Source organism: Humisphaera borealis, assembly GCF_015169395.1.
Taxonomy (GTDB): domain Bacteria; phylum Planctomycetota; class Phycisphaerae; order Tepidisphaerales; family Tepidisphaeraceae; genus Humisphaera; species Humisphaera borealis.
In genome coordinates, this window is sequence record NZ_CP063458.1 from 3,452,225 (window position 1) to 3,474,120 (window position 21,896).

General features: G+C 63.1%; 19 protein-coding genes. 7 read left to right on the forward strand and 12 right to left on the reverse strand.

Annotated elements, in window-relative coordinates; translation table 11 throughout:
* Nucleotides 1-7: 7 nt before the first annotated feature.
* Nucleotides 8-817 carry a tetratricopeptide repeat protein gene (locus tag IPV69_RS12870; RefSeq protein ID WP_206295518.1) on the reverse strand — a complete coding sequence of 270 codons (810 nt, stop codon included), beginning with the start codon at nucleotides 815-817 and terminating at the stop codon, nucleotides 8-10.
* Nucleotides 818-1,088: 271 nt separating this feature from the next.
* On the opposite strand from IPV69_RS12870, the gene IPV69_RS12875 reads away from it, so the two are divergent.
* A complete protein-coding gene (locus tag IPV69_RS12875; protein ID WP_206295519.1) occupies nucleotides 1,089-1,796 on the forward strand; it encodes a hypothetical protein in 708 nt (235 codons plus the stop codon).
* 116 nt (nucleotides 1,797-1,912) lie between these two features.
* Nucleotides 1,913-3,265, forward strand: coding sequence for an NADH-quinone oxidoreductase subunit NuoF (nuoF, locus tag IPV69_RS12880; RefSeq protein ID WP_206295520.1), 1,353 nt, complete (start codon nucleotides 1,913-1,915; stop codon nucleotides 3,263-3,265).
* A 99-nt stretch (nucleotides 3,266-3,364) separates the two neighbouring features.
* Here the strand turns inward: nuoF and IPV69_RS12885 are convergent, their stop codons facing one another.
* The 7 genes from IPV69_RS12885 to IPV69_RS12915 all read right to left on the reverse strand — a co-directional run bounded on the left by IPV69_RS12885 (nucleotide 3,365) and on the right by IPV69_RS12915 (nucleotide 9,080).
* The gene (locus IPV69_RS12885) at nucleotides 3,365-3,991 is read right to left on the reverse strand and encodes a hypothetical protein (protein WP_206295521.1); all 627 of its coding nucleotides are present in this window, start codon (nucleotides 3,989-3,991) and stop codon (nucleotides 3,365-3,367) included.
* Between the two features lie 113 nt (nucleotides 3,992-4,104).
* Nucleotides 4,105-4,926 (reverse strand): ABC transporter ATP-binding protein, encoded by an 822-nt coding sequence (locus IPV69_RS12890; protein ID WP_206295522.1) that lies wholly within the window; start codon nucleotides 4,924-4,926, stop codon nucleotides 4,105-4,107.
* A gap of 73 nt (nucleotides 4,927-4,999) precedes the next feature.
* Nucleotides 5,000-6,082 carry a polyprenyl synthetase family protein gene (locus IPV69_RS12895; RefSeq protein ID WP_206295523.1) on the reverse strand — a complete coding sequence of 361 codons (1,083 nt, stop codon included), beginning with the start codon at nucleotides 6,080-6,082 and terminating at the stop codon, nucleotides 5,000-5,002.
* A gap of 172 nt (nucleotides 6,083-6,254) precedes the next feature.
* Nucleotides 6,255-6,692, reverse strand: a complete 438-nt coding sequence (locus IPV69_RS12900) for a bis(5'-nucleosyl)-tetraphosphatase (protein WP_206295524.1) — start codon at nucleotides 6,690-6,692, stop codon at nucleotides 6,255-6,257.
* Nucleotides 6,693-6,715: 23 nt separating this feature from the next.
* Nucleotides 6,716-7,357 carry a hypothetical protein gene (locus IPV69_RS12905; RefSeq protein ID WP_206295525.1) on the reverse strand — a complete coding sequence of 214 codons (642 nt, stop codon included), beginning with the start codon at nucleotides 7,355-7,357 and terminating at the stop codon, nucleotides 6,716-6,718.
* Between the two features lie 43 nt (nucleotides 7,358-7,400).
* Entirely contained in the window at nucleotides 7,401-8,030 is a 630-nt protein-coding gene (locus IPV69_RS12910; protein ID WP_206295526.1) for a signal peptidase II, read from the reverse strand.
* Nucleotides 8,031-8,165: 135 nt separating this feature from the next.
* A complete protein-coding gene (locus IPV69_RS12915) occupies nucleotides 8,166-9,080 on the reverse strand; it encodes a TraR/DksA family transcriptional regulator (protein WP_206295527.1) in 915 nt (304 codons plus the stop codon).
* A gap of 552 nt (nucleotides 9,081-9,632) precedes the next feature.
* On the opposite strand from IPV69_RS12915, the gene pheT reads away from it, so the two are divergent.
* On the forward strand, nucleotides 9,633-11,666 hold the full coding sequence (gene pheT, locus IPV69_RS12920) for a phenylalanine--tRNA ligase subunit beta (RefSeq protein WP_206295528.1): 2,034 nt from the start codon (nucleotides 9,633-9,635) through the stop codon (nucleotides 11,664-11,666).
* 268 nt (nucleotides 11,667-11,934) lie between these two features.
* On the opposite strand, the gene IPV69_RS12925 is transcribed toward pheT, so the two are convergent.
* Nucleotides 11,935-12,951, reverse strand: coding sequence for an alpha/beta hydrolase family protein (locus IPV69_RS12925; RefSeq protein ID WP_206295529.1), 1,017 nt, complete (start codon nucleotides 12,949-12,951; stop codon nucleotides 11,935-11,937).
* Nucleotides 12,952-13,133: 182 nt separating this feature from the next.
* Between IPV69_RS12925 and IPV69_RS12930 the strand changes: the two genes are divergently transcribed.
* Together IPV69_RS12930 and IPV69_RS12935 are read left to right on the forward strand one after the other, a co-directional pair.
* Complete coding sequence (locus tag IPV69_RS12930; RefSeq protein ID WP_206295530.1) at nucleotides 13,134-13,628, forward strand: UvrB/UvrC motif-containing protein; 495 nt, start codon at nucleotides 13,134-13,136, stop codon at nucleotides 13,626-13,628.
* Between the two features lie 90 nt (nucleotides 13,629-13,718).
* Complete coding sequence (locus IPV69_RS12935; protein ID WP_206295531.1) at nucleotides 13,719-14,774, forward strand: protein arginine kinase; 1,056 nt, start codon at nucleotides 13,719-13,721, stop codon at nucleotides 14,772-14,774.
* A gap of 97 nt (nucleotides 14,775-14,871) precedes the next feature.
* Here the strand turns inward: IPV69_RS12935 and IPV69_RS12940 are convergent, their stop codons facing one another.
* Nucleotides 14,872-15,621: a hypothetical protein gene (locus IPV69_RS12940; protein ID WP_206295532.1), complete on the reverse strand. Its 750-nt coding sequence runs from the start codon at nucleotides 15,619-15,621 to the stop codon at nucleotides 14,872-14,874.
* Nucleotides 15,622-15,991: 370 nt separating this feature from the next.
* Here IPV69_RS12940 and IPV69_RS12945 point away from each other — a divergent pair, with 370 nt between their 5' ends.
* On the forward strand, nucleotides 15,992-16,438 hold the full coding sequence (locus tag IPV69_RS12945; protein WP_206295533.1) for a PilZ domain-containing protein: 447 nt from the start codon (nucleotides 15,992-15,994) through the stop codon (nucleotides 16,436-16,438).
* Here the strand turns inward: IPV69_RS12945 and IPV69_RS12950 are convergent.
* Together IPV69_RS12950 and IPV69_RS12955 are read right to left on the reverse strand one after the other, a co-directional pair.
* Nucleotides 16,435-18,234, reverse strand: coding sequence for an ArnT family glycosyltransferase (locus IPV69_RS12950; RefSeq protein ID WP_206295534.1), 1,800 nt, complete (start codon nucleotides 18,232-18,234; stop codon nucleotides 16,435-16,437). The two genes, IPV69_RS12945 and IPV69_RS12950, sit on opposite strands and share 4 nt — an antisense overlap.
* A gap of 74 nt (nucleotides 18,235-18,308) precedes the next feature.
* Nucleotides 18,309-19,859: an excinuclease ABC subunit UvrC gene (locus tag IPV69_RS12955; RefSeq protein ID WP_206295535.1), complete on the reverse strand. Its 1,551-nt coding sequence runs from the start codon at nucleotides 19,857-19,859 to the stop codon at nucleotides 18,309-18,311.
* 78 nt (nucleotides 19,860-19,937) lie between these two features.
* Between IPV69_RS12955 and IPV69_RS12960 the strand changes: the two genes are divergently transcribed.
* Nucleotides 19,938-21,734 carry a GTPase domain-containing protein gene (locus tag IPV69_RS12960; RefSeq protein WP_206295536.1) on the forward strand — a complete coding sequence of 599 codons (1,797 nt, stop codon included), beginning with the start codon at nucleotides 19,938-19,940 and terminating at the stop codon, nucleotides 21,732-21,734.
* The last annotated feature ends 162 nt before the right edge of the window (nucleotides 21,735-21,896 follow it).

Consider the following 21,896-nt stretch of genomic DNA (forward strand, 5'->3'; position numbering starts at 1 on the left):
CAAATGCCTACTCAGCCTTGGCGGCTTCCTTGCCGATCTGAACCTTCACCTCGGGCAGCGGCCCGACCGGAAGAATCGGCTGATGCAGATCGCGCTCATCGGCCAGGCTGGGTCCGGGGATGATGCCCAGTGCCCGCAGCCCTTCATTCACCTGCGGGTCATCGGCCAATCGCTTGCGATAGTTGATCGCATACGCCCGGCGGAGCTCGGCCGAGGCGAGGGTGCGCTGATTGAGCTTCGCCAGGTACAGGCCAAACTCCTTGGCCAGCGGCTGGTTCTCCGGGTCCATCTTGGCGGCCTTGGCGTACTCGACCAGGGCAGAGTCAATGTCGCCGTCCAGCTTGCGGACCTTCGCGATGACCCAGAAGTCCTCGCCCGTCGCCGGGCCGCTGGTCTTCACAAACGCGGCCTGTTCGAGGGTGGCGTCCTTGCCGGCGGAAATCGCGCTGGCCAGGCCGTCGAGCGTCTTCAGCCGGAACTCGGTATCGGTCGGCCCTTTGAGCGAGTTGTCCATCATCGTCAGCGTGGTCCGGTAGTCCTTGACCGCCTGGTGGAACGCGCCCATCGCCTCGTGCGTGCGGCCGAGGTAGTAGTACGATTCGTAATCCTGCGGACGCTGCTTGATAGCGCTGTTGAACGAGCCGGCAGCCTCGGCGTAGTGCCCCTCGTTGTACAGCTTGATGCCCTGCTGGCGGGCCTCGCCGGCGTACGTGACGATCTCGCCGCAGCCGGCCGACAACCCGGCGAAAGCGGCCGACGCACAAAGCAAACCAACACTGGCAACACGGGAAATCGAACGGTAGGAAGGCAAATTCACAGCTACCTCCATGTAGCAGCAGGGTTCGCCCGGCAGCCGCGGCCCGAAAGTCCACGCGCAGAAATTGCCGAACTCCCCCGCAAAGCTAGCGAAACCCGGCGGATTTGCAAGTTTTGCGTCGGTTCCGAGCCATCCTTAAACGGCGGTCCACAGTAGTCACCAGTCCCTCGGGTTATGGATAGCGTTCCGAGACGAACCAGAAGATCAGGATTGTACGCGCTGAGCCACCCTGATACCGTCCGTGTCGACCGCCAAAGCACCGGGAGAATGAATGAAGTTCAGGATCATCGGCCGGGTATTGCCCTGGTGCGTCTTATTGGCGCTTGGCCTTGCCGTCGGCGTTGCCTACGCCCAGGATCGGCCCAAACAGCCGACGAAAGATCTCTTTGACCTGGGTAAAGACCTCGGCCCCGGCGGCAACCCGGCTCCGGGACCTGCAACCACCCGCCCCGCGAACCCCGGCCCGAAGCCCGCCGCAGACAAAAAGGCCGAAACGGCGACATCCATCATGATCGTCGCCGACGATTTCGTCGCCGACATCTTTCACAACGGAAAGCTCGTCCCCGCCGACCGTCGATCGCTGCGGGCCGAAATCTTCGGCGCGCAGGTGGAAAAGGTCACGCTGACGCTCAAGCCCGGCGACTGGGTCGTCTTCAACGTCGTCAACAACCGCCTGCGCTGGAAAGGCTCGTACTACTTCGCCGCCGCGGCCATGACCGGCGACGGCACGCCGGTCTACTGCAGCGACCTGCGAAGCGGCAACTGGAGTGCGTGCGACGACCTGTCGAAGGCCCAGCGCTTTATCGATGATCCCGACTTCCTGCGCGACCGCAAAGCAGAGGCGGTTCGCAAGAAGTGGGGCGACGGCGACAAACTGATCCGCAAGAACTGTCCCGGCTTCGACGGGGAAGCCATCTGGGGTGCACCCGATTCCCGCAGCACGTGGATCAAGTTTGTCGTTCCCGGCGGCAACCGGTAGCCCGGCCGGGCTTGGGAAAAGCTGGGGGCAAAGCCGGGCAACTTTCGATTCAATTGATCGGCGGTTGCTCACAGACTTCCGATCGCTACCATCTACCGGCCCTCGAAGGTAGCACTATGGCTTTCACAGAACCCGTCCTCCTCAAGCGCATCTCCGACGATCCCTCCAAGCGGCATACCGTCTGGTACGACGAATACGTCGCGACCGGCGGCTACGCACAGTTGCGCCGCGCGCTGGAGATGTCGGCCGACGACATCATCAAGATCGTCATGGAATCCGGCCTGCGCGGTCGCGGCGGCGCGGGATTCAGCGCCGGGCAGAAGTGGTCCTTCATCCCGAAGGAAAAGAAGGGCCCGCACTACCTCGCCGTCAACGCCGACGAGAGCGAACCGGGCACCTTCAAAGACCGCTACCTGATGGATTACGACCCGCACGGCATGCTGGAAGGCATCGCCATCGCCGCCAAGGCGACTCAGTGCGACGCCGCGTACATCTTCATTCGCGGCGAGTACCACAAGTCCGCCAAGATCCTCGAAAAGGCGCTCGCCGAGGCCTATGAGAAGGGCGTCTTCGGGCAGCAGGGGATGTTCGGCTCGGGCTACAAGCTCGAGTGCTACGTCCACCGTGGCGCGGGTGCTTACATCTGCGGTGAAGAGACGGGCTTGCTCGAAGCCCTCGAAGGCAAGCGTGGCTGGCCCCGCAACAAGCCGCCGTTCCCGGCGATCGCCGGCGCGTTCGGCAAGCCGACGGTCATTAACAACGTCGAAACGCTCCAGTGCATCCCGTTCATCCTCGAGCGCGGTCCGGCCTGGTTTAAGTCCATGGGTACGCCCAGCTCCCCCGGCCCAAAGCTCTACGGCATGAGCGGACATGTGAACCGTCCCGGCGTGTACGAAAACGAGCTGGGCATCACGCTCCAACAGTCGATCGACATGGCCGGTGGTATGAAGGGCGGCAAGCACAAGGGCACCATCTGCGGCGGCATCAGCATGGGCGTGCTCGGGCCCGATCAGCTCGACATCAAGCTCGATTTCGATGACGTCCGCTTTCGCGGCGGCTGCCTGGGCCTCGGTACGGCGGGCATGATTGTCATGAACGAGCACACCGACATGGTGAAGGCGCTACGCAACTGCGTGCGGTTCTACGCCCACGAAAGCTGCGGCCAGTGCACGCCCTGCCGCGAAGGCAGCGGCTGGATGAAGAAGATCCTCGACCGTATCGTCGACGGCATGGGCCGTGCGAAGGATCTTGAGATGCTGATGGAGCTCGAGAAGACGATGGGCATCATGCCCGGCACCACGATCTGCGGTTTGGCCGATGGGACCGCCTGGGCGACGCGGACGTTCATCAACAAGTACTACGAAGAGTTCGCCGCCAAATGCCCCGAAGCAATCGAGGCGACGGTCCCGGTAAAGATCTCCCGCGGCCGGCTGAACGTGCTGACGCCGATGGGGAGTAACACGCGGTGATCTGCACACAGTATCGAGCTGCACACGATATCGGCGACAACACAGCACCCTCAGGCGCGCAATCCTGAGCACGCCGGTTCTCACCACAAGAACGACAAGCTACAGCCCCGGGAACAGTTTGCTGCCTTCCTCTTTCTTCTGAGCAGGGGCTGGAGGCGTTGCCGGTTTTGCCTCGGGCTCGACAACTGGAGCCGCGGGTGCGAGGTCGGGGGCCGGTACAGGGGCGGCGGTCTCGATCATCCGGGGCGCCTCGGGTTTCTTCTCGAACATCTTCTGCACACGCTCGACGACATTCACCTGCACCCAGTACTCCGGCGTGCCGGGCGTGCGATCGACGCTGTTGTAGCGATAGATCCCCGCCGCCGACGCACAAACCAGCAGGCCGAGCACAGGCCAACCGGCCCGTGTCCGGCCGAGCAACTTCCGCCAAAGCAGTGCCCAGACGGCGAGACCCGCTCCGGCGGCGGCGACGTGATACGCCTGCACCTGGTAATCCTTGACCTGGTACAGGTACTGCGACAACTGGCCCATGTCGTACTTGACGAACGGCAGGTATCGGTGCGTCAGCCATTCGCTGATCTGGTCACGATAGACGACGGCCAGCGCCGCTCCGCCAGCGACGACCGACAGGAAACCAAAGAAGCTCCCTCGCCGCGGGCGGTGCTTCTTCGTCGTTGAAGGCTTGTCATCCAGTTCGTCGAACTCGCTGTGGCGTGCCATAGACATACCCTCACTCGTTAAGATCGGAACGGCATCATTCTACAGCGCAGAGGTGGCAAACCGCGTTACAAACTGCGTGAGCTTCTTGATTGTGCCCACCCTCAGGCTCGCCGACCGGCTTAGCGATTCAGAAGTCCTTCCCACGCATCGGGATGCACCTCGAGATACCACCTTTCGCCGGATCGCCTCACCTGCACCGGACATCGATAGACTGCCGAGAGCACCTCCGGCCGAATGACCTGCTCGGGCGAACCCAGCATTGCGGGGCGTCCGTCGGACAGCACCAGGATCTGGCTCGTCGCCGGCGGAAGTTCCTCGACGTGGTGCGTGATCATGACCGTCGTCGGCGGTGGCTGCCCCGCGCCTGCTTCGAACATCCGCTGAACCGTCGCCAGTACCTGCTCGCGGGCCAGCAGATCCAGACCCGCGGTGGGTTCATCCAGGAGGAGCAGCCTGGGGCGGACGACCAGCGCCCGCGCGATCAGGGCCCGGACACGCTCGCCACTGCTGAGTGTCGCGTAGACATGGTCGGCGACGTGTGACAGGCCGACGTGCCGAAGCATTCCCTCGGCCTTCTCGCGCATTGACGGGGTAACAACCTCATAGAGTCCGATGGTGCTGAAGAAACCGGTCAGCACGACTTCCAGGCAGGTGAGCTCGGCGTCTACGTCATAGGGGCCGGCGGCCTGAACCAGGCGGATGCGCTTGCGGAGCTCGGGGAGAGACGACTCGCCGAAGTGCCCGTCGAGCACCCGCACATCCCCTGCCGTCGGCCAGAGATGGCCCGCGAGAATGCGCGTCAGCGTGCTTTTGCCGGAGCCGTTGGGACCGAGGATGGCGACACACGCGCCGGCGGGTATCTCCCAGTTGATATCGCGAAGAATCCATCGGCCGCTTCGCTGAACGCCGACACCCTTGAGTTGAATCACCGGATCAGTCATCGCCCCCGATAGTAGCCGACGACGCCGAAAAAGGAGGGGATGCAGAGAGGTGAGTTCGGTCGGCCGGCTGATGCTAGATCAGCACCGGCGCAAAGTACTTTGCCGCCATCGCCGCCAGGAGTCCGGACATCGCAGAGCTGAACCTCGGCGGCAAAGCCGGGTCCGCGGTGGCTGCCGCGGCATCGGCCAATAGGGCTTCAATCGCGGATTGCGTGGATCGCACCGCCCCACTGCCGAGGAGTTCCTGGCGAAAGGCCTCGGCCATCGCAACGGCGTGTACGCCGGCATCCTTAATCTGTTCGACGCGCTGGTCGAAGCCAACCCGGCGATCTTCGGGGGTCGCCAGTCGGGCCCGCAGGAGCGTGGGCGTGCGCTTGCCCTGGACAAGGTCAGAGCCTTCGTGGGCCTCGGAACGCAAGTCCAGGAGGTCGTTGTGAAGCTGGTAGGCCTGACCGATCGCCATCGCGAACCGCGAAACGGCCGCCAACGCCGGCTCGTCGAGCCCGGCCAGAATCGCGCCGCTGAGCATCGGCCCTTCAAACGTGTAGGCGGCGGTTTTCCAGTCGTAGCCTTTGAGGACGACTGCTTCGTCCACATCGCCGAGCGGGACGTGCGACTGCACGATGTCGATCGCCTGGCCGAATCCTGTTTCGCACGCCACTCGTGAAAAAAGCCGCAGTAGTCGCTGGTATGACTTGGCCGAAAGAGCAGGTTTAGCGGATTCCAGATCCAGTTCGTGCAGCAGACGCATTGAGCCGACAAACAGCAGATCGCCGGCGACAATGCCGAGGTTGGCACCGAAGATCATGCTCCCGCCGTCAAGCGACGCCAGACGATGGTGCAGCGTCGGCCGGCCCCGGCGGCGATCGGCCCCATCGATAATGTCGTCGTGACAAAGAAGGAAGGTATGGAACAACTCCCAGGCGCAGGCGACATCTGAAGCGATCGCCGGCGGCACGTCCGGATTCTCGCCATTTCCGCTCGCATGACGATAGGACCAGAGGCACAGTTGCGGCCGAATGCGCTTGCCCCCTTCCAGGACGAACTGGCGCATCAATTCGACCATCGGCCTGCGGACGCTGCCGGGCACATCGCCGTCATCATCGCAGAGCACCCGCCCGACCACGTGGTCGAGCCGGGTTTCGAGATGTTGCATGGTTCGCCGCGAGATCAGTTCCACGAAGGCTCCTTACCTCGGTCCTCGGCGACAGCCGCCGGTGCTTCCACCGAGCGGGATTGTTCGGTATCACATGCAGCGATTTCCACGCTTCAAAAGTGCTGAAACCGACTGGCAAACTGGACACTTGTGAAAGCCGACGCGGCGTCTGCTAATCCTCCCGCCTCAGAAACGCATCGGCATCCCGCAGCACCGCCCGCGCGTTGGCATAGGTTACCCTATGCAGTGCCTCGGCGGCGAGAAGCCAGTCGTGACCAACATGCTCGTCACTCAATATGACCTGATCGGTCGCGCTCTCGGCAAGGAAGAAAACGACCGATTTTTGAACCAGTCCCCGCTTGCGATGCCGGAAAAAGTAGCTGATCTCCCTGGCGAATCCGGGCACCGCCGCCACCTGGCGGATGTGCGTTTCTTCCGCCAGCTCCCGAAGGGCGGCCTGCATGTCCGATTCGCCCGGCTCGACGTGACCCTTGGCAAAATCCCAATGCCCGCCGTAGTCGAGCAGCAGGTAGCGAACCTCGCCATCGGCGCCCTCCGACTTTCGGTGAAACAGGATGAACCCGGCGCTGCGTTCGGTCGTCGCGGGCATAGCCGGTCCTCCTGGTCCACAGTTCAGTTCCGCTGGATCGTCGGCCAGAGTGCCACGGTACAGAGTCGATGACCGATCCGCTCGGTGATCGGCACGCTGCGAACATGGCGATAGCCGGCAAGCACTTCCTTCCGTGCCAGCACATCTTCGAAGAGTTCCAGGTCCTTGGCGAGCACTTCCTGCGATTCGTTGAAAACAATCAGCAGCAGACCCGCTTCGTGGATCAGAGGCTCGGCCTCCATCTTTCTCAGGTCCTCGACCACGGCCTGTCGCCACTGCGGGCCGTATCCGCCATGGCGTTCTCCGCCCTCCTTGAATTGAAATGCGACCTTCAGTTCCAGCCAGAGGCCGTCGGCGGGTCCGGCTTCGTCGGGCGGGTCGAAAAGCGTCGCGGGTTTGCTGTCCAAACGCAGTGGCCGGCCCTTTGGCGTCAATACCAGGTCACAACGCTGACGGTGCGTCAGCCGCTTGCCCACCGACGAAGGGTAGTGAACTTCCCGGCAAACCTCGTAGTAGGCCCCCAGCCGACCCGCCATCATCGCTTGCAGCGATTTTTCGTCGCGGGCGTCCAGCCCGTACACCGCCTGCTCCAGTTGCAGTTCCTGCTCGGCAGCCAGCACCGAGGCGGCAAGGTGATCAGCGACCGTGGAGAGATCCCAAACCAAGTGAGGGCCTGAAGGCAGGTATCAGCGGGAGAAATGGCCGATTCTAAGCGGCTGACTCGACCTTCGCCTCTTCGCCCTTGCGATCGCGGGTGCTGGGCGCGCCGCGCAGGGTATAGACGAAGATCAGGCCGACGCCAACGCACAACAGCATGTCGGCGACGTTAAAGATCCATGGGAATATCTCGCGGCTCGTGCCAGGCCAGGTTCGGCCGGGAAGCGCATAGATCATGTCCCGCACGTAGCCGAAGGTGATGCGGTCGTACATGTTGCCGATGACGCCGGCTAACAGCATTCCGAGCACAAACTGGTAGAACCGATGATTTCCGCTCGTCGCGAACAGGTAGCTGATGAAGCCGATCGCCAGCACGGAAACGGTTACGAAAAGCCACCGTTGCCCCTGGCCGATGCCAAAGACCGCACCCTCGTTCACCATCGCCATGAAGTGAAGCCAACCCTCAGCGACAGGCACGATGATTGGGTTGTTGTTGGGACCGTGATCGACCTGATGCCGCGACGGCGTGACGGACGTATTGTGAATGACCCCGTAGGGTGCCAACTGCTGAAACGCCAGTTCCTTTGTCCACAGGTCGGCGCCCAGCCCCAGAATGAAAGTCATTCCGAAGGCGAGCAATGCCGGGGCGGAGCGAAAGTTACCAAGATCGGAACGGCTCATGTCGCGGGCATTGTAGATGGGAGACGAGACGATGACCAATCGATGCCACGCCCGACATGGCGACCGAGCGCCGCTTCGCTGACTTCGCGGCACCCCACACTTGCCCCTGCCCGGCCGCAGAAGGACGACGAACCGCTATCGCCGGATCGGCCCCTTCTCCTGAAGACGGGCAAACTCGATCGAGAAACGGGCCCAGGGTTGGGCCTCGAGGCGGACCTTGCTGATGGGCTTGCCATTGCCCTCACAAACGCCGTAGCTGCCGTTCTGCACTTTGGCCAGGGCGTGGTTGATCTCGCGGAGAAGAACGCGGTCCTTCTCGACCAGGCCGAGCGTAAACTCCTGCTCGTAGTTGTCGGTGCCCATGTCGGCCATGTGAATCGGCAGGGTGGACAAGCCCGAATCGCCGGACTGCAGCGCTTCGCGTTCCATCGAGCTCATATCGCCGACGAGTTCGCGCCGCTTGGCCAGCAGCAGATCGCGGAAGAACTCCAGTTCCTTGACGCTCAGACCCGCCTGGTTCTTTTTGGGCTTGCTGTCGCCTGAACTGTTGGCCTGCTCGAGAATGTTCATCGGGCGGAACGGTTCAGGCTTGGTTTCGATCCGGGGGGTCTTGTCCTTGGACTTGACGGCCGCGGGTGCTGCGACCGGGGGCTTGACCACCACAGGCGGCGAACCGGCGGGCCGGGCCGGCAGAATGATCGTCTTGACCGGAGGCATCACCATCTTGGCCTTGGCGGCAGACTTGGCCGGTGCCTTGGCGACGGGCTTATCGCCGGCCGGCTTGTCGGCTGCGACGGGCTTCGCTGCCGCCTGCGGGGCTTGCGGCGCGGCCTTGACGGCAGCGGGTTTTGCAACGACGGATTTGGCGGACGCCGGGGCGGCTGCTGCGGGCTTCACAGGACCCGATTTCGAAGGGGCCGACTTCGCCGCCGCCGGCTTTGCCGGGACAGCCTTCACCGGGACAGTCTTCGCCGGGGCAGCCTTCACCGGGACCTGCTTGCCGTTAGCCGCCTTGGCCGCAACAGGCTTGGCACTCTTCGCGGGTTTCACGGGCCGACCATTGCGCGATGACGCTGAGGCCGTTGACGCTTTGGCAACGGGACCCTTCACGACGCTCTTCTTCGATGCGGTCTTGCCCACGGTGGCCCCGCGCTCCTTTCGGACCAGCTTCCTTCCCCGTTTGGGAAAGAAGTTCCTCCAAGCGTTCGGCCGCCTAAATTGGTCGAGGGGCCGTTGTCTTCACGACACGCCGCTGTCATCGCGGCGACGCAATAAAAAGACGGGAAAACCCGACCCGAACACCCACTGACACCCTGCCGTAGCAGGCGGGAAGGCAAGGGGGAGTCGAGTCCTGCAAGAATAACGCCAAAGCGCAATTCCCGTCAAGCGAACCGGTTGACACGCCCCACCTTGTCACTAGATTTTCGCGTTGCTTGGCCGGCACCAACGCGGATGAACCGGCCAGATCGGATCACTTGCCCGAGTTCACTGCGGTCGTGTAGGTCGATACGCCACCGACGACGTCCGATAATGACTTAAGCACAGACCGCAGGGCCATGGCGTGACTCACCGCCTCGACTTGACCGAACGGACCGCAGCATTATGAAAATCGCTCTCAAGTGGCTCGCCGACTACCTTCCCGGTCCGCTGGACGCTCAGGCCGCGGCCGATGCGCTCACTCATGGCGGCCTGCCGGTTGAAGTCATCGAAACCGTCGCCGACGACACCGTCATCGACGTCGAGGTCACCAGCAACCGCGGCGATTGCCTGAGCCATGTCGGCGTGGCCCGCGAATTGGCCGCGCTACTGAACCGTCCGTTCAAGGACGTCATGCCCGCCTGCGCCGAAATTGCCGCCCCCGCGTCGGCCGAAGTCGCCGTCCGCATCGAAGCGGCCGACCTTTGTCCCCACTACACCGCCAGACTGATCAAAGGCGTGAAGATCGGCCCGAGCCCCGCCTGGATGCAAAAGCGGCTCGAGGCGATCGGCCTTCGGTCGATCAACAACGTGGTCGATGTGACCAACTACGTCATGTTCGAGCTCGGCCAGCCGCTGCACGCGTTCGACTACGACGTCGCCTGCGGCGGGACCGGCGGCAAGCAGATCGTCGTCCGTCGGGCGACCGCCGGTGAGAAGCTCACCACCATCGACGGCAAGGAAGCGACGCTTCAACCCGACTATCTGGCGATCTGTAACGCGACGACGCCGATCGCGCTCGCCGGCGTCATGGGCGGACTGCACTCGGAGGTGTCGGCAAAGACCGTCAACATCCTGCTGGAATCGGCAAGGTTTGATCCGCTCGCCGTCCGCAAGGCGGCACGGGCAATCGTGCGGTCCGATTCGTCGTACCGCTTCGAGCGCGGCATCGACCCCCTGCTGCCGGAAAAGGCCAGCCTGCGGGCGGCGCAGCTCATCGTCGAAACGGCCGGCGGGCAACTGCTGTCGGGCGTGGTATCGGCGGGCGCGACAGGGCATACACCGAAGAATCTCACCCTTCGGCTGGCGCGGCTGAAGCAGGTGCTGGGCGTAGAGTTCCCGGTCGAACAGGTGATGGAGGCACTGTCGCGGCTCGGCCTTGCTCCGGTGCTGTCGGCGTCAAAAGCAGAGGTCGCCGTCATCGTGCCGAGCTATCGGCTCGACATCAATATTGAAGTCGACCTCGTCGAGGAAGTCGCCCGAATCATCGGCTACGACAAGGTGCCGGTACGGGACGAGATCAGCCTCCGTATTGCCCCACCCGACCCCAAGGCACGGTCGATCGAGATCATCCGCGACGCGATGGTGGCCGGCGGATACTTCGAGGCGGTCACGGTCGGCTTCGTCGCCGACAACCTGGCGACCGACTTCCTGCCGCCCGACGCGGACAAGTCCAACCCCTTGCCGAAGGCTTCGGTCGTCACGCGCAAAGAGAACGCCGCGCTGCGTCCAAGCATTCTGCCGGGATTGCTCGAATCCCTCCGCCGCAACGAGAACGCCGGCGTTCGCGACGCCAGGCTGTTCGAGATCGGATCGGCGTTCCACTACGCGACGGGCGGCAAACTCGTCGAGCAGCAGAAGCTCGGTCTCGTCGGCTCGACCGACCTGCGCGAAGTGCGCGGCGTGGTCGAAGCGATCCTGGGCAAGCTCGACGCCAATCGTGAAGTGAAGGTCGTCCCCGAACCCCGCGCCGGCTACGGCCGGGGCGCCAGCGGGCGAGTCGAATGGGGCGGCAAGGCGATCGGCCATTTGGGCAAGCTCGACAAGGCGGTCGCCGACAAGCTCGGCCTGCGCGAACGCCCCTGCATCGCCGAGCTCGAAGTGCTGCCGCTGCTCGCCGGCGCGCAGCACGTGCCGCAGCTCAAGCCACTGCCGCAGTTCCCGCCGGCGGAGCGTGATTTGTCGCTGGTGGTTTCAGAGTCGGTTCGCTACGAAGCGGTCGAGTCGCTCGTGAAGGCGGTCAACCCGCCGAACCTGGAGTCGGCCAGCTTCGTCACCACGTACCGCGGCAAGCCGCTGGAGAAGGGGACCAAGAGCGTGACGCTGAAGCTGATCTTCCGCTCGCCGACGGGAACACTGACCAGCGATCAGGTGGAGCAGGCGGTGAGCGCGGTAGTGGAGAAGGCCAAGGCGGAGCTAGGGGCGACACTGCGGGTGTAGCGTTCCTTTGGTGCGCGACGTGGAGGACAGACATTCTTTCTTGTCTGTCACTCGGGCTCACAAGGACCATTCGGACGCCAACCGGCGGCTCTGGGTGGGGCAGGCATTCTTGCCTGTCTCGGGCGGATGTACTCGTCCGTCCGAAACCAACCTTGAATGTCGCACCTGTGTTCGGCCACGGCGTACCGTGTCCGAGGCAGACAAGAATGTCTGCCCCACCGAAGAGGCCAGCCACCTCCGGCGCGGGCAGTGGCCGCCCTACATAGAACTAGGGCGCGATCGTCGCCTTCGACGCCGACTTCCCCGCACCGACCTCCCACACCGCAGGCTTTCCCTTTCGCTGCTTTTCGAGCCACATCAGTCCCGCCTCGGGGAGAATGTTGTGGCCGCCCTGGAAGATCGTCACCTGCGCGTTGCCGCTCACCCGGCGGAACAACGGCTTGTTCTCGCCATAGGTCGGATCGACGATCGTCTGCAGCAGCGTCGCCGGCATAACCGGCTTGGCTTCCATCGCGGCGATGTCAGCATCGGACACCTTGTCGGCATCGGCGGCGACGGCGTTGAACGCGCGGAGCGTGTGTCCGACCGGCACGCTTCCCTTGTGGCCGTCCTCGATCCCCGTACTGATCGTGAGGTTGAGACCCTTCGCTGCCGGAAGATGTGTGAGCGGCGAGCGATGTTTGTACTGGGTGTCGATTTCGGGCGACGTGCCCGGTGCCCCGCCACAGGCTTTCTCCATCATCTGCCAGTACTTGTTCCCGATCCGCTTGCTGTCGGCATGCCAGCGGGCGACGTCGGAGATCGGACACCACGCCGACACGCCCGCCCAGAGTTCCGGTGCTCGGCCGGCCATCTGCAATGACATATGTCCCCCGCCACTGCCGCCTATCAGGTAAATGCGATCAGGGTCGATCTTCCGCTGCGTTTTTGCCCAGGCGACGGCTGCAATGACGTCCTTCACCGCCAGTTCCGAGCCCAGCGCGGCCGGTGTGCTGTTGGGGCCGCGGAAGTTGGGGCGAACCATCGCCCATCCCTTGTCGATACACCAGTCGGCGTAGAACTTTTCCGGCGTCAGGTAGTTGCTGCTCCAGGTGTGCAGGCAAACCAGCAGCGGCACCGCATCGGCCGTCGCCGGCGAATACCATAGAGCCGGCTGGTCGGTGTTGTCGGCGTCGGAACGGTATAGCACCTCCGTCACGCCCGGCGACCAACCCTTAGGCGGCTCGGCGGCGGCAACCATCGCACCGATCGCGAAAACCAGCGAAACAACGAGAAGTCGCGGCATGGGGCGTATAGTAACGCGTCGGGTCAAAGGATGAAGACTGAAGACTGAAGGATGAAAACGCGAGGTCGCTTCAATTCAGCCGTCAGCCGTCATCCTTTGACGCCAACGGTTTGACGCTGACCAATGACGGAAATACGATTGCGCGATCGCGCTAGCGCGATTCGACGGAGGCAGCACGCTGCATGAAATGTGAAAACTGCAACAAGACCGCCACCGTTCATCTCACCGAAATCAAAGGCGGCAAGAAGTACGAAAAGCACTTGTGCGAGCAGTGCGCCGCCGCCGCCGAAGGGTTGCCGGTCAAGAGCCACATGCCGATCAATGAGCTGCTGACGAACTTCGTCATGGCCCACTCGGGCCTGCCGGCGAAGGAGCAGTCGCTCACCTGTGAGCACTGCGGCATTACTTGGGCCGAGTTCCGCCAGAACGGTCTCCTCGGTTGCCCCAACGATTATGTCGCGTTCGAGAAGGAGCTGACGCCTTTGCTGGCTCGCGCCCACGACGGTGCGACGCACCACGTCGGCAAACAGCCGACCCGGCGAGGCGGATCGGGCGTGCCGATGAAACGCCACGTCGATATCGCCCGGCTCCGCAAAGACCTCCAGAAGGCAATCGAAGCCGAAGATTATGAGAAAGCCGCGAAGCTTCGGGACCAGATCAAAGAGGCAGAAGGATAGTCATTGGTCACTAGTCACTTGTGACTAGACGGACGCAGACGACGTGGTCGACATCGTGACAAGTGACAAGTGACAGTTTCGATAGGAACTATGAAACTCAGCGATCTCACCCAGCACGCAGGCGAATGGCTCCGAGGCAGCGGGCCTCGAAGTGAAGTGGTGATTTCCTCGCGCATCCGCCTCGCGCGGAATGTGGCGGGTTTCAACTTCCTGTCGCGTTGCACGCGCCACCAGCGCCAAGTCCTGGAACAGAAGGTCCGCCAGACGATCCTCGACGCCAGCCTCGCCCCGCAGACGCTGTATGTCGATCTCGAACAAGCTCCGGAAGTCGACCGCCAGCTCCTCGTCGAACGCCATCTCATCAGCAAGCCGCACGCAGCCGCCGAAGGCGCACGCGGCGTGGCGATCGGCAAGGACGAGACCGTTTCGATCATGGTCAACGAGGAAGACCACCTCCGCATCCAGGTGCTGCGGTCGGGACTTCAGCTTCAAGAGGCGTGGGACCAGATCAACAAGGTCGACGACCAGCTCGAATCCAAGCTCGACTTCTCTTTCAACCCGCGTTTCGGCTATCTGACGGCCTGCCCGACCAATGTCGGCACGGGTATTCGCGTCAGCGTGATGCTGCACCTGCCGGCCCTCAAGCTCACCGGCGAAATCGAAAAGGTGTTCCGGGCCGCCAAGGATCTGAAACTCGCCGTCCGCGGGCTCTACGGCGAAGGCACCGAAGCCACCGGCGACTTCTACCAGATCTCCAACCAGTCCACCCTAGGCCGAAGCGAAGACGAGATCATCGAAGACTTCGGCGACTCGATCATTCCCAAGATTATCGATTACGAGCACCACGCGCGCAAGACACTCATCAGCGAAAAGGGCGTGGCGCTGGACGACAAAGTCTCCCGCGCGTTAGGCCTGCTCCGCTCGGCCAGGCTGATGGCGACAGACGAGACATTGCTGCTGTTGAGCCATCTGCGGATGGGCGTTCACATGGGCCGGGTGAAAGACGTGGACCTCGGGACCATCAACGAGCTGTTCCTGCTGACCCAACCAGCCCATCTGCAGAAGATCCAGGGGAAGAAGCTCGAAGGGGATGTCCGCCGGGCGGCGCGGGCGGATTACATTCGAGCCCGGCTGAACGGGCACTGAATAGTATTTAGTTGAAGGTGCTGAGTGCTGAGTGAAGTGACCGGAGCAGATTTCGCTCTCCGTACTCTTCACTTTCGTCTCAGCACTCCATCGGTACCTACGGCTTCTTCTTCCCCACCTCGTTCAGCGCTTTCTCGATCATCGGGTCCATCTTCTCGGCGGACATCTTTAATCCGCCGTTGGGGCTGAGCACGACCGTGTAGATGTACCCCTTCTTGAACTCTTCGCGGAAGCCGCTGGAGCCGTAGGCGAGCTTGACGCCCCATTCCTTGCGGAACTCGGCGTCGTCGGCCAGACGCCAGAAATCCTTCCAGAGCTTCTTTTCCATATCCGCCAGGCGGGGGTCGGCACCCTTGTAGATGTCAGGGATTTCGCCGGGGGAATCGATCGCAAAGCCGCCCGCGGGCGTCTGCTTGTCGCCGAAGATGCGCTTGAACAGCGCAATGCTGTGGCCTCGGAGTGGTTCGTTTTCTTCGACGAACTTGCCGTCAAACTCGATCACATAGGCGTCCAGGTGAGCGCCGACGCCCTCGATGACAAACCGCTTCTCCGAGCCGTCCACGTAGGTCGAGCCGTCTCTGCCGTATTCGCCGAAGAGCAACGTCGTCCAGGTCTGGCCGTTTTCGGTGGTCTGGTCGGTGACGATGATGCGGGCCACGCGCTTATCGGTCTGGAAGCGCTTCACCACGCCTCGGAGCATTTCGTTCTTGAGTTGCTCGGCCTTGATGATCTCGTCCTTCTTGGCGAGCTGCCCCTGGTGACTGCTGTCTTCGTAGAAGCGCACGCCGATCCAGCCGGCGACAATCGTGACGATGAGGATGGCACTGCGAATGAGGTTACGAGCCATGAGCTTTTAGGGTCGAAGGTCCCGGATGGTTGTCGCGGCCGCCGAAATGACGACTCGGCGACCGTCTCGATCGGTACACCCGATCTGAAAGTGCCTTCCGACCTCACTATCGTCCATCGCCCCTTCATCGAGCGAGGTTGGTGGCCGGCGGATTTGCACGCTGGCAGGAAGTCAGGTTATCGGAACCGGATCGAGCAGGCTACGCACATTTGCACGCCGAACTTTGGCCGGCACCTATCGAAAGAATCGGTCACGATCGTATGTGTTTGGTGGGGGCCCGTTTCCGTAAGGCCGATGCAGGAAATTACCTATAACGGGGCAAGCCACAACGGACGATGACCGGAATGAGGTGCAAGGGGTCGGGAATCCTATGCAACTCACGGCAAAAATGTTTGAGCAGGTCATCAAGGGGCTGAAGGGCGATCCGGGGCGGGGAAGCCGCGAACTGCGTCGCCAGCCTCGGGTGGGCATTCGGTCGCGCCATCTGATCTTTCCGGATCTGTTGGAAGACTATGCCAACGACGGGCTGATGGTGCGCATTCGCGACCTGTCGGTGGCGGGGATCGGCCTGATCAGCCCCCGAGTGCTGCCTCGGGGCAGTAGTTTCCTGATGAAATTTACCACGCAGGAGTACGTCAACGTGCGTCTGTACTACAAAGTGATGCACTGCCCGGTGATCGGGTCTGGGCAGTTCAATATCGGGGCTCACTTTGAACGCCTCGACCACGACGGCGACCCGGCGCAACTGGGCGATCTGGCGATCCTTATTTCAGAGAAGTCCAACCCAAAATCGACTGCGAAAAAGCCTGCCGCTTAAGGCTGGTCTTTCTTCAAGGCATGCCAATACCGCTTGCCGTAGGGTTCGCTGGCGAACGAATGCCAGCCGGGAAGGCTTGGAGGGCGCTGGTTCTCGCGCTGCAGCATGACAATGATGTCGGGTTCGTCGTCCCCGCGCCGGCGAACCGCTTCAAGGGGTCTTACGACACGATTCAGATAGATCGCCAGGTCAGGAGGCATCGGCTTGCCACCGGGATCGTGGTACGCCACCCGGGTACCGGCGGATTGGGCGATGATTCGCTCGGCGATGGGGCGCATTTCGCTTCGGCCGGCGGGGGTATCCTTGTAACCCCACAGCAGCAGCGCGTTGGCGGCAAGCATGAGCACCGCAGCGATGCCCACGCCGGCAATGACCGATCGCCGTGGAGGACGAAACATTGTAACGGTTGCCGCAATCGCCAACGCGAGGCATGGCAACCCGAGCCGGGGCTCGTACCAGGCCCCTCCGCTCGCGCTGACCGGCCAGGCACTGGTCAGCGACGCCGGCAAAGCCTGTGGCGAGATCACGCCTACGAGCGGCAGCACGATCGCGATACCACCAACCAAAACAAAATGACTGGCCAGCCATGCGCCGGCGTCGCGACGGCCGCGTCGCATACCGGCAATCATCGCGAGCAGCCCCCGCGCCGCGAGAATCGCCGCCGGCGGAAGCAGCGGCAACAGGTACCGCTCGTTCTTATCCTTGAAGAGGCTCATCACCAGGATCGGCACGGCCAGCCAGAGCATTGCCAGCAGGTAGCCGCGATGCCGTTGTACCTTTGTTCGATGGATGAATCTCACAGACCTTGATGACCGAAAGCGGAGCGTCAGCAACATGCCCAGCAGGAACGCCGGCAACCAGGGAATCAGGTGAGGCAACAACGTGAGATAGGCATAAACCGGATCGGGTGCCAGCGTCGTCGCGTCTTTCCGCGTAATCTCGCTCCACCAGATCGCCAGGGTGCCTTCGTTTGACGTGGCGACCATGATCGGCCAGGGCAGCGCGACGGCCAGGAACGCGACGACAGCGACGAACACCTGACGCCAGGGGATCGCACGTCGCGCCGGCACAGGCTCGGGTGCCATGGGCTGCGACAATCCGCTACCCGTGGCCGTTCGCCGTCGATGCAGCAATGGCAGGAGCGCCACCGGCGCGATGGTCTGCAGAATCGCGACCGGCCCTTTGCACATGAACGCCAGTCCCAACGCCAGCCCGAACGCCGCGATGCATCCCCGTTGCCGAAGAAGGATCGCCCGGGCAAGCAACGCGTTGCCGACGGTCACCCAGAGCGCCAGATGGACATCGGTGCTAGCCAGCCGCATGTAGCGAAGGAACAGGAGGCTCGTGCCGGTGAGAACGGTCGCCGCCAGCGCCGCTCTTCGACCGGCGAGAGTCTTTGCCAGGTCGAACGTCGCAACGAGCATGAGGCAACCCGCCAGCAGCGCGGGCCAGCGGATTTCCCAGGCCAGCCGGGAGAACGCGCGGTCGCGGATCACCGGGTCGGTCGAACTGGCGCCGGCGACGGTAGCATCGGTCACGGCAAGTGCGCCAATCCAGGCGGGCAGGGGCGGCTTCTTGATGCGGAGCGTGCCGTTGAGGGTGGGCATGATCCACGACCCGCCGTCGCGCCGCATCTCCAACACGGTCGCGGCGTGCAGCGTCTCGATGCCGTTGGCCAGTTCGAGCCAGCCCAGCGTCGGGGCCATCGCGACGAACACGAGAACGGCAATCGCCCAGCCCGCCCATCGGGGGATTCGGCGCGGCGGTGCGGAAATGAGACCTGTCGGCGGGGTCACCGGGGGCACTCTACGGGAAGGGTGTTGGCGGACAAAGCATGAGCATACCGCTTGCCTCATCCGGGAACGCTTCCCTACTCCGCGCCCTCCGCGTCCAGCAGTTCCTCCGGCTCGGCCGCGTCCGGCAACTCGCCGCTGCCGAGGATCGGCAGGGAAATGTGCGTACTGTGCGGACTTTCCGGCCCCGGCGCCTTAAGTAGCAGGTCGTCGTCCGCCGCCTTCGGCAATGATGCCTCGTACTCGGCCTTCTTTTCCTGCGGCGACTTCTTCTTCCGTGCCGCTGGCGGCCGGCGGCCTTTCTTAACGTCTTCTTCCAGTTGCGACTTTCGCCGCAGGATGTGGTGATAGTGCTGCGCGAACCGATGCGCCTCGTCGCGCACGTATTGCAGCAGCTTCAGGCCCAGGTGATTACGGGGCAGCTTCAGCGGCTCACTCTTGTCCTGTACGTAGACGAGCTCTTCCTTCTTAGCCAGCGAGATCACCATCGGCGGCTTGACGTCCATTGACTTGAAGACGTCCAATGCCGCGTGCAACTGCCCGAGCCCACCGTCGATCAAAATCACATCGGGAAACAGTTCGTTGTTGCTCCCGGCTTCGCGGTACCTGCGGTCGACCACTTCCTGGATGCTGAGGTAGTCGTTGTTCCCCTGCCCGTGGCGGATCTTGTACCGCCGGTAGCCGTCCTTGAACGGCATGCCGTCGATAAAGCAGACCTTGGAGCCGACCATCTCGTCGCCCTGCAGGTGGGCGATGTCGATCCCTTCGACAATCCGCGGCGGCTCTGCCAAACCGAGCATCTGGCCCAGCGCCGCCAGCCCCTCTTTCGGGTTGACGATAAACGCCTCGGGCTGCCAGAACTCCTGTTCGCCCTTGGCCCCGCGCTGGCCTAGCGCGGTGAGGGCCTTAATCTCGTCGCGCAGCCGGGCGGCCTTCTCGAAGTTCAGGTCCTTGCTCGCCTCGATCATCTCCCGTTCCATCTGTGACAGGACGGATTTCTTATTGCCGTCGAGGAAGGCAATCAGGCGTTTGATGTCTTCGCGGTACCTCTCTTTATCCACCTTGGCGGCGCACGGCGCGGTGCACTGTTTGATCGGGTAGAGCAGGCACGGCCGAAAGAACCGCCGCTTGTCGTCGTCTTCGCGGATGTCGAGGTAACAGGTACGAAACTTGAACGCCTTCTGCAGCAACGTGACGGCTTCCTTCAGCGAATAGACGCTCGTGAACGGGCCGTAGAGCTTCACACCCTTCTGCCGCGGCTGCCGAGTGACGAACACGCCTGGGTAGTCTTCGTCGAGCGTGATCATCAGGTAAGGGAAGGTTTTGTCGTCGAGCAACCGGGCGTTGTACTTCGGCTGGATGTCCTTGATCAGCCGGTTCTCGGCGAGCAGCGCTTCGACCTCGGAATCGGTCTGGATGACTTCAAAGTCGACGACATGATCGAGCAGTCCGATCTTCTTGTGCTCGAGCTTGGTCGATGCCTGAAAGTAGGAGCCGACACGATCGCGCAACGAAGCCGACTTGCCGACGTAGATGACAAGACCCTTGGCGTCCTTCATCAGGTAGACGCCGGGGGCCTTGGGCAAGGTTTTGGCTTTTTCGGAGAGTTTTTCGAGGCGGTCGTCCATGATCGCTGCTTGGATTGGATTCTAGCCCGGCTCGCGGAGATTCGCTCGGTACGTTCTTGCGGTTACTCTTTCCTCCCGATGGACTTTCGCCCGGAAAAACTGGACCCGCCTGTCGGACGGATCGAAGCGACTCTGACCGAGTGGGTGTCGGCGTTGCCGCCGCACCGGCGGCCGGCCGTCGAGCGCTGGCTCGGCGACGCTGCGGCGCTGCGATTTCATCTCGCCCACGGCCTGCGCGGCGGGAAGCGCAATCGTCCGCCGCTGGTGGCGATCGTCGGCGGGACCGGCGCGGGCAAGAGCACGCTGGTCAACCGGCTGATCGGTACCAACCTCACGGCGACCAGCTTCCGCCGAACCTTCACCGCCGGCCCGGTGGTGATCGTCGCCCGCGCGCAAGACCTGCCCGACCAGTGGCTCGGCTGGGAGCACTGGACGGCAAAGGCCGAAGACCTTCCCGTGCGGGGGCAGGACAAGACGCTGATCATCGTCGTTCGCGGGACAGAGGCGGCCGGGGACGCCCGTGCCGCCAGCGGTGCCTCCACAGCCATGCCGACGCTCATCGATACGCCGGACCTGGACGGCGACACACCGGCGCACCACGCCGTCGCCGACCGCGTGTTTCGCTGGGTGGAGGCGGTCGTGTTCGCCGTCACCCCTGAGAAGTACCAGATGACCGAACTGCCGCCCTACTACCGGCTGGCAAAGCGGTACGGCGTTCCGTCGCTTTTCGTGATGAACAAGTGCGAGGAAGCGGTTGTCGCGGAGGACTACCAGCAGCAGTTGGCAACGCAGGGCTTGGCGGGCGTTGCGGGGGAGAGCCCGCAGCGTGTCTTCATTATCCCGCGCGATGAATCCGGTTATGAGCCTCCCGCGCCGCAGGGCCTGGCCGCGTTCCGAGCTGCGGTCACTTCGCTCGACCCCGCCGCCCAGCCGATCGAAGGGTTGCGCAACCGCGCCGGCGACGTGCTGAACCGGCTGCGCGACCAGGTGCTCGCGCCACTCAGTGAAGATCGCAAGGAAATCGATCGTCTCATCTCCGCACTGCACGGCATGGAAGCGCCGGTGGTCGGCGTGAACGTCAACCCGATCACGCAGCAACTTCAGCGGCGGCTCCAGCAGCGCAGTGTGCTGTACCTCATCGGCCCGCAGCGGGTGCTGGAGCGCGTCCGCCAGGCGCCGGCACTGCTGGCGCGACTGCCGCGAACTGTCTGGGATTGGTTCCGCACCGGCGAGCTGTCCGGCGATCTGCTCAAGGCGTCGTCAGGCGACAAGGCGAATCAGCCGCCCGATTTCAATGCGGTTTTGTCGGATCAATTTGCGGTCGTGCAGAGCCGGATTGATGACATCGTCCGCGGCAGCCCGGCGACGGCGAAGTGGATCGATGCCAAGACCGCCGGCGCGGGCTCATACGCCGCCACGCGGTTCGACCCGCGCGAGGCCGGGAAGATCGCCGAGCAGGAGTTGGCCGATCTCAAGGCCTGGCTGGAAGCCCGCTGGAACGCCAATCCGCGCGACACGCGGATGATCCAGCGGCTGATCAACCACCTGCCCGGCGGCAAGAAGCTGGCGCAGTGGAGCGAGTCGGCCCCCTACCTGCTGACGATCGTGCTGGTCGCCAAGGGTGCGGTGTTCGGCCATCTCGATTTGATCATCCTCGGCGGCTACAGCATCGCGACCTGGATCGGCGAGAAAATCAGCAACGAAGTCACCGGTCGCGCCAAGGCAACGAACCTGAAGATCGAACAGCGGTTCGTCGAAATGGCGTCGGAGCAGATCCGGCGAGTCACCCAATGGCTCGATCAGCAGGCACCAAGCCGGCGATCGATCGAGGCGCTGGAGCAACAGGCGGAAGACGCGGCGACCATTTTGGGATGACGACCGCGGGCAAATTTGTGATCCTGAGCGTGTGACTTTTTGAGGAGCCGCGCACGGAGTGTACTCACGAAGTAAGCGGGAACGGTGACGTTAAGCGGGAACCGTGACGGTTCGAGGTCGTTTCCGCTTACTTCGTGAGTACACTCCGTGCGCGGCTCCTCA

Bases quoted from the DNA above. Each gene is read 5' to 3' on its own strand.
- IPV69_RS12875 (WP_206295519.1), top strand. From the start codon at position 1,089: ATGAAGTTCAGGATCATCGGCCGGGTATTGCCCTGGTGCGTCTTATTG.
- nuoF (WP_206295520.1), top strand. From the start codon at position 1,913: ATGGCTTTCACAGAACCCGTCCTCCTCAAGCGCATCTCCGACGATCCC.
- IPV69_RS12885 (WP_206295521.1), bottom strand. From the start codon at position 3,991: ATGTCTATGGCACGCCACAGCGAGTTCGACGAACTGGATGACAAGCCT.
- IPV69_RS12890 (WP_206295522.1), bottom strand. From the start codon at position 4,926: ATGACTGATCCGGTGATTCAACTCAAGGGTGTCGGCGTTCAGCGAAGC.
- IPV69_RS12895 (WP_206295523.1), bottom strand. From the start codon at position 6,082: ATGCAACATCTCGAAACCCGGCTCGACCACGTGGTCGGGCGGGTGCTC.
- IPV69_RS12900 (WP_206295524.1), bottom strand. From the start codon at position 6,692: ATGCCCGCGACGACCGAACGCAGCGCCGGGTTCATCCTGTTTCACCGA.
- IPV69_RS12910 (WP_206295526.1), bottom strand. From the start codon at position 8,030: ATGAGCCGTTCCGATCTTGGTAACTTTCGCTCCGCCCCGGCATTGCTC.
- pheT (WP_206295528.1), top strand. From the start codon at position 9,633: ATGAAAATCGCTCTCAAGTGGCTCGCCGACTACCTTCCCGGTCCGCTG.
- IPV69_RS12925 (WP_206295529.1), bottom strand. From the start codon at position 12,951: ATGCCGCGACTTCTCGTTGTTTCGCTGGTTTTCGCGATCGGTGCGATG.
- IPV69_RS12930 (WP_206295530.1), top strand. From the start codon at position 13,134: ATGAAATGTGAAAACTGCAACAAGACCGCCACCGTTCATCTCACCGAA.
- IPV69_RS12935 (WP_206295531.1), top strand. From the start codon at position 13,719: ATGAAACTCAGCGATCTCACCCAGCACGCAGGCGAATGGCTCCGAGGC.
- IPV69_RS12940 (WP_206295532.1), bottom strand. From the start codon at position 15,621: ATGGCTCGTAACCTCATTCGCAGTGCCATCCTCATCGTCACGATTGTC.
- IPV69_RS12945 (WP_206295533.1), top strand. From the start codon at position 15,992: ATGCAACTCACGGCAAAAATGTTTGAGCAGGTCATCAAGGGGCTGAAG.
- IPV69_RS12955 (WP_206295535.1), bottom strand. From the start codon at position 19,859: ATGGACGACCGCCTCGAAAAACTCTCCGAAAAAGCCAAAACCTTGCCC.
- IPV69_RS12960 (WP_206295536.1), top strand. From the start codon at position 19,938: ATGGACTTTCGCCCGGAAAAACTGGACCCGCCTGTCGGACGGATCGAA.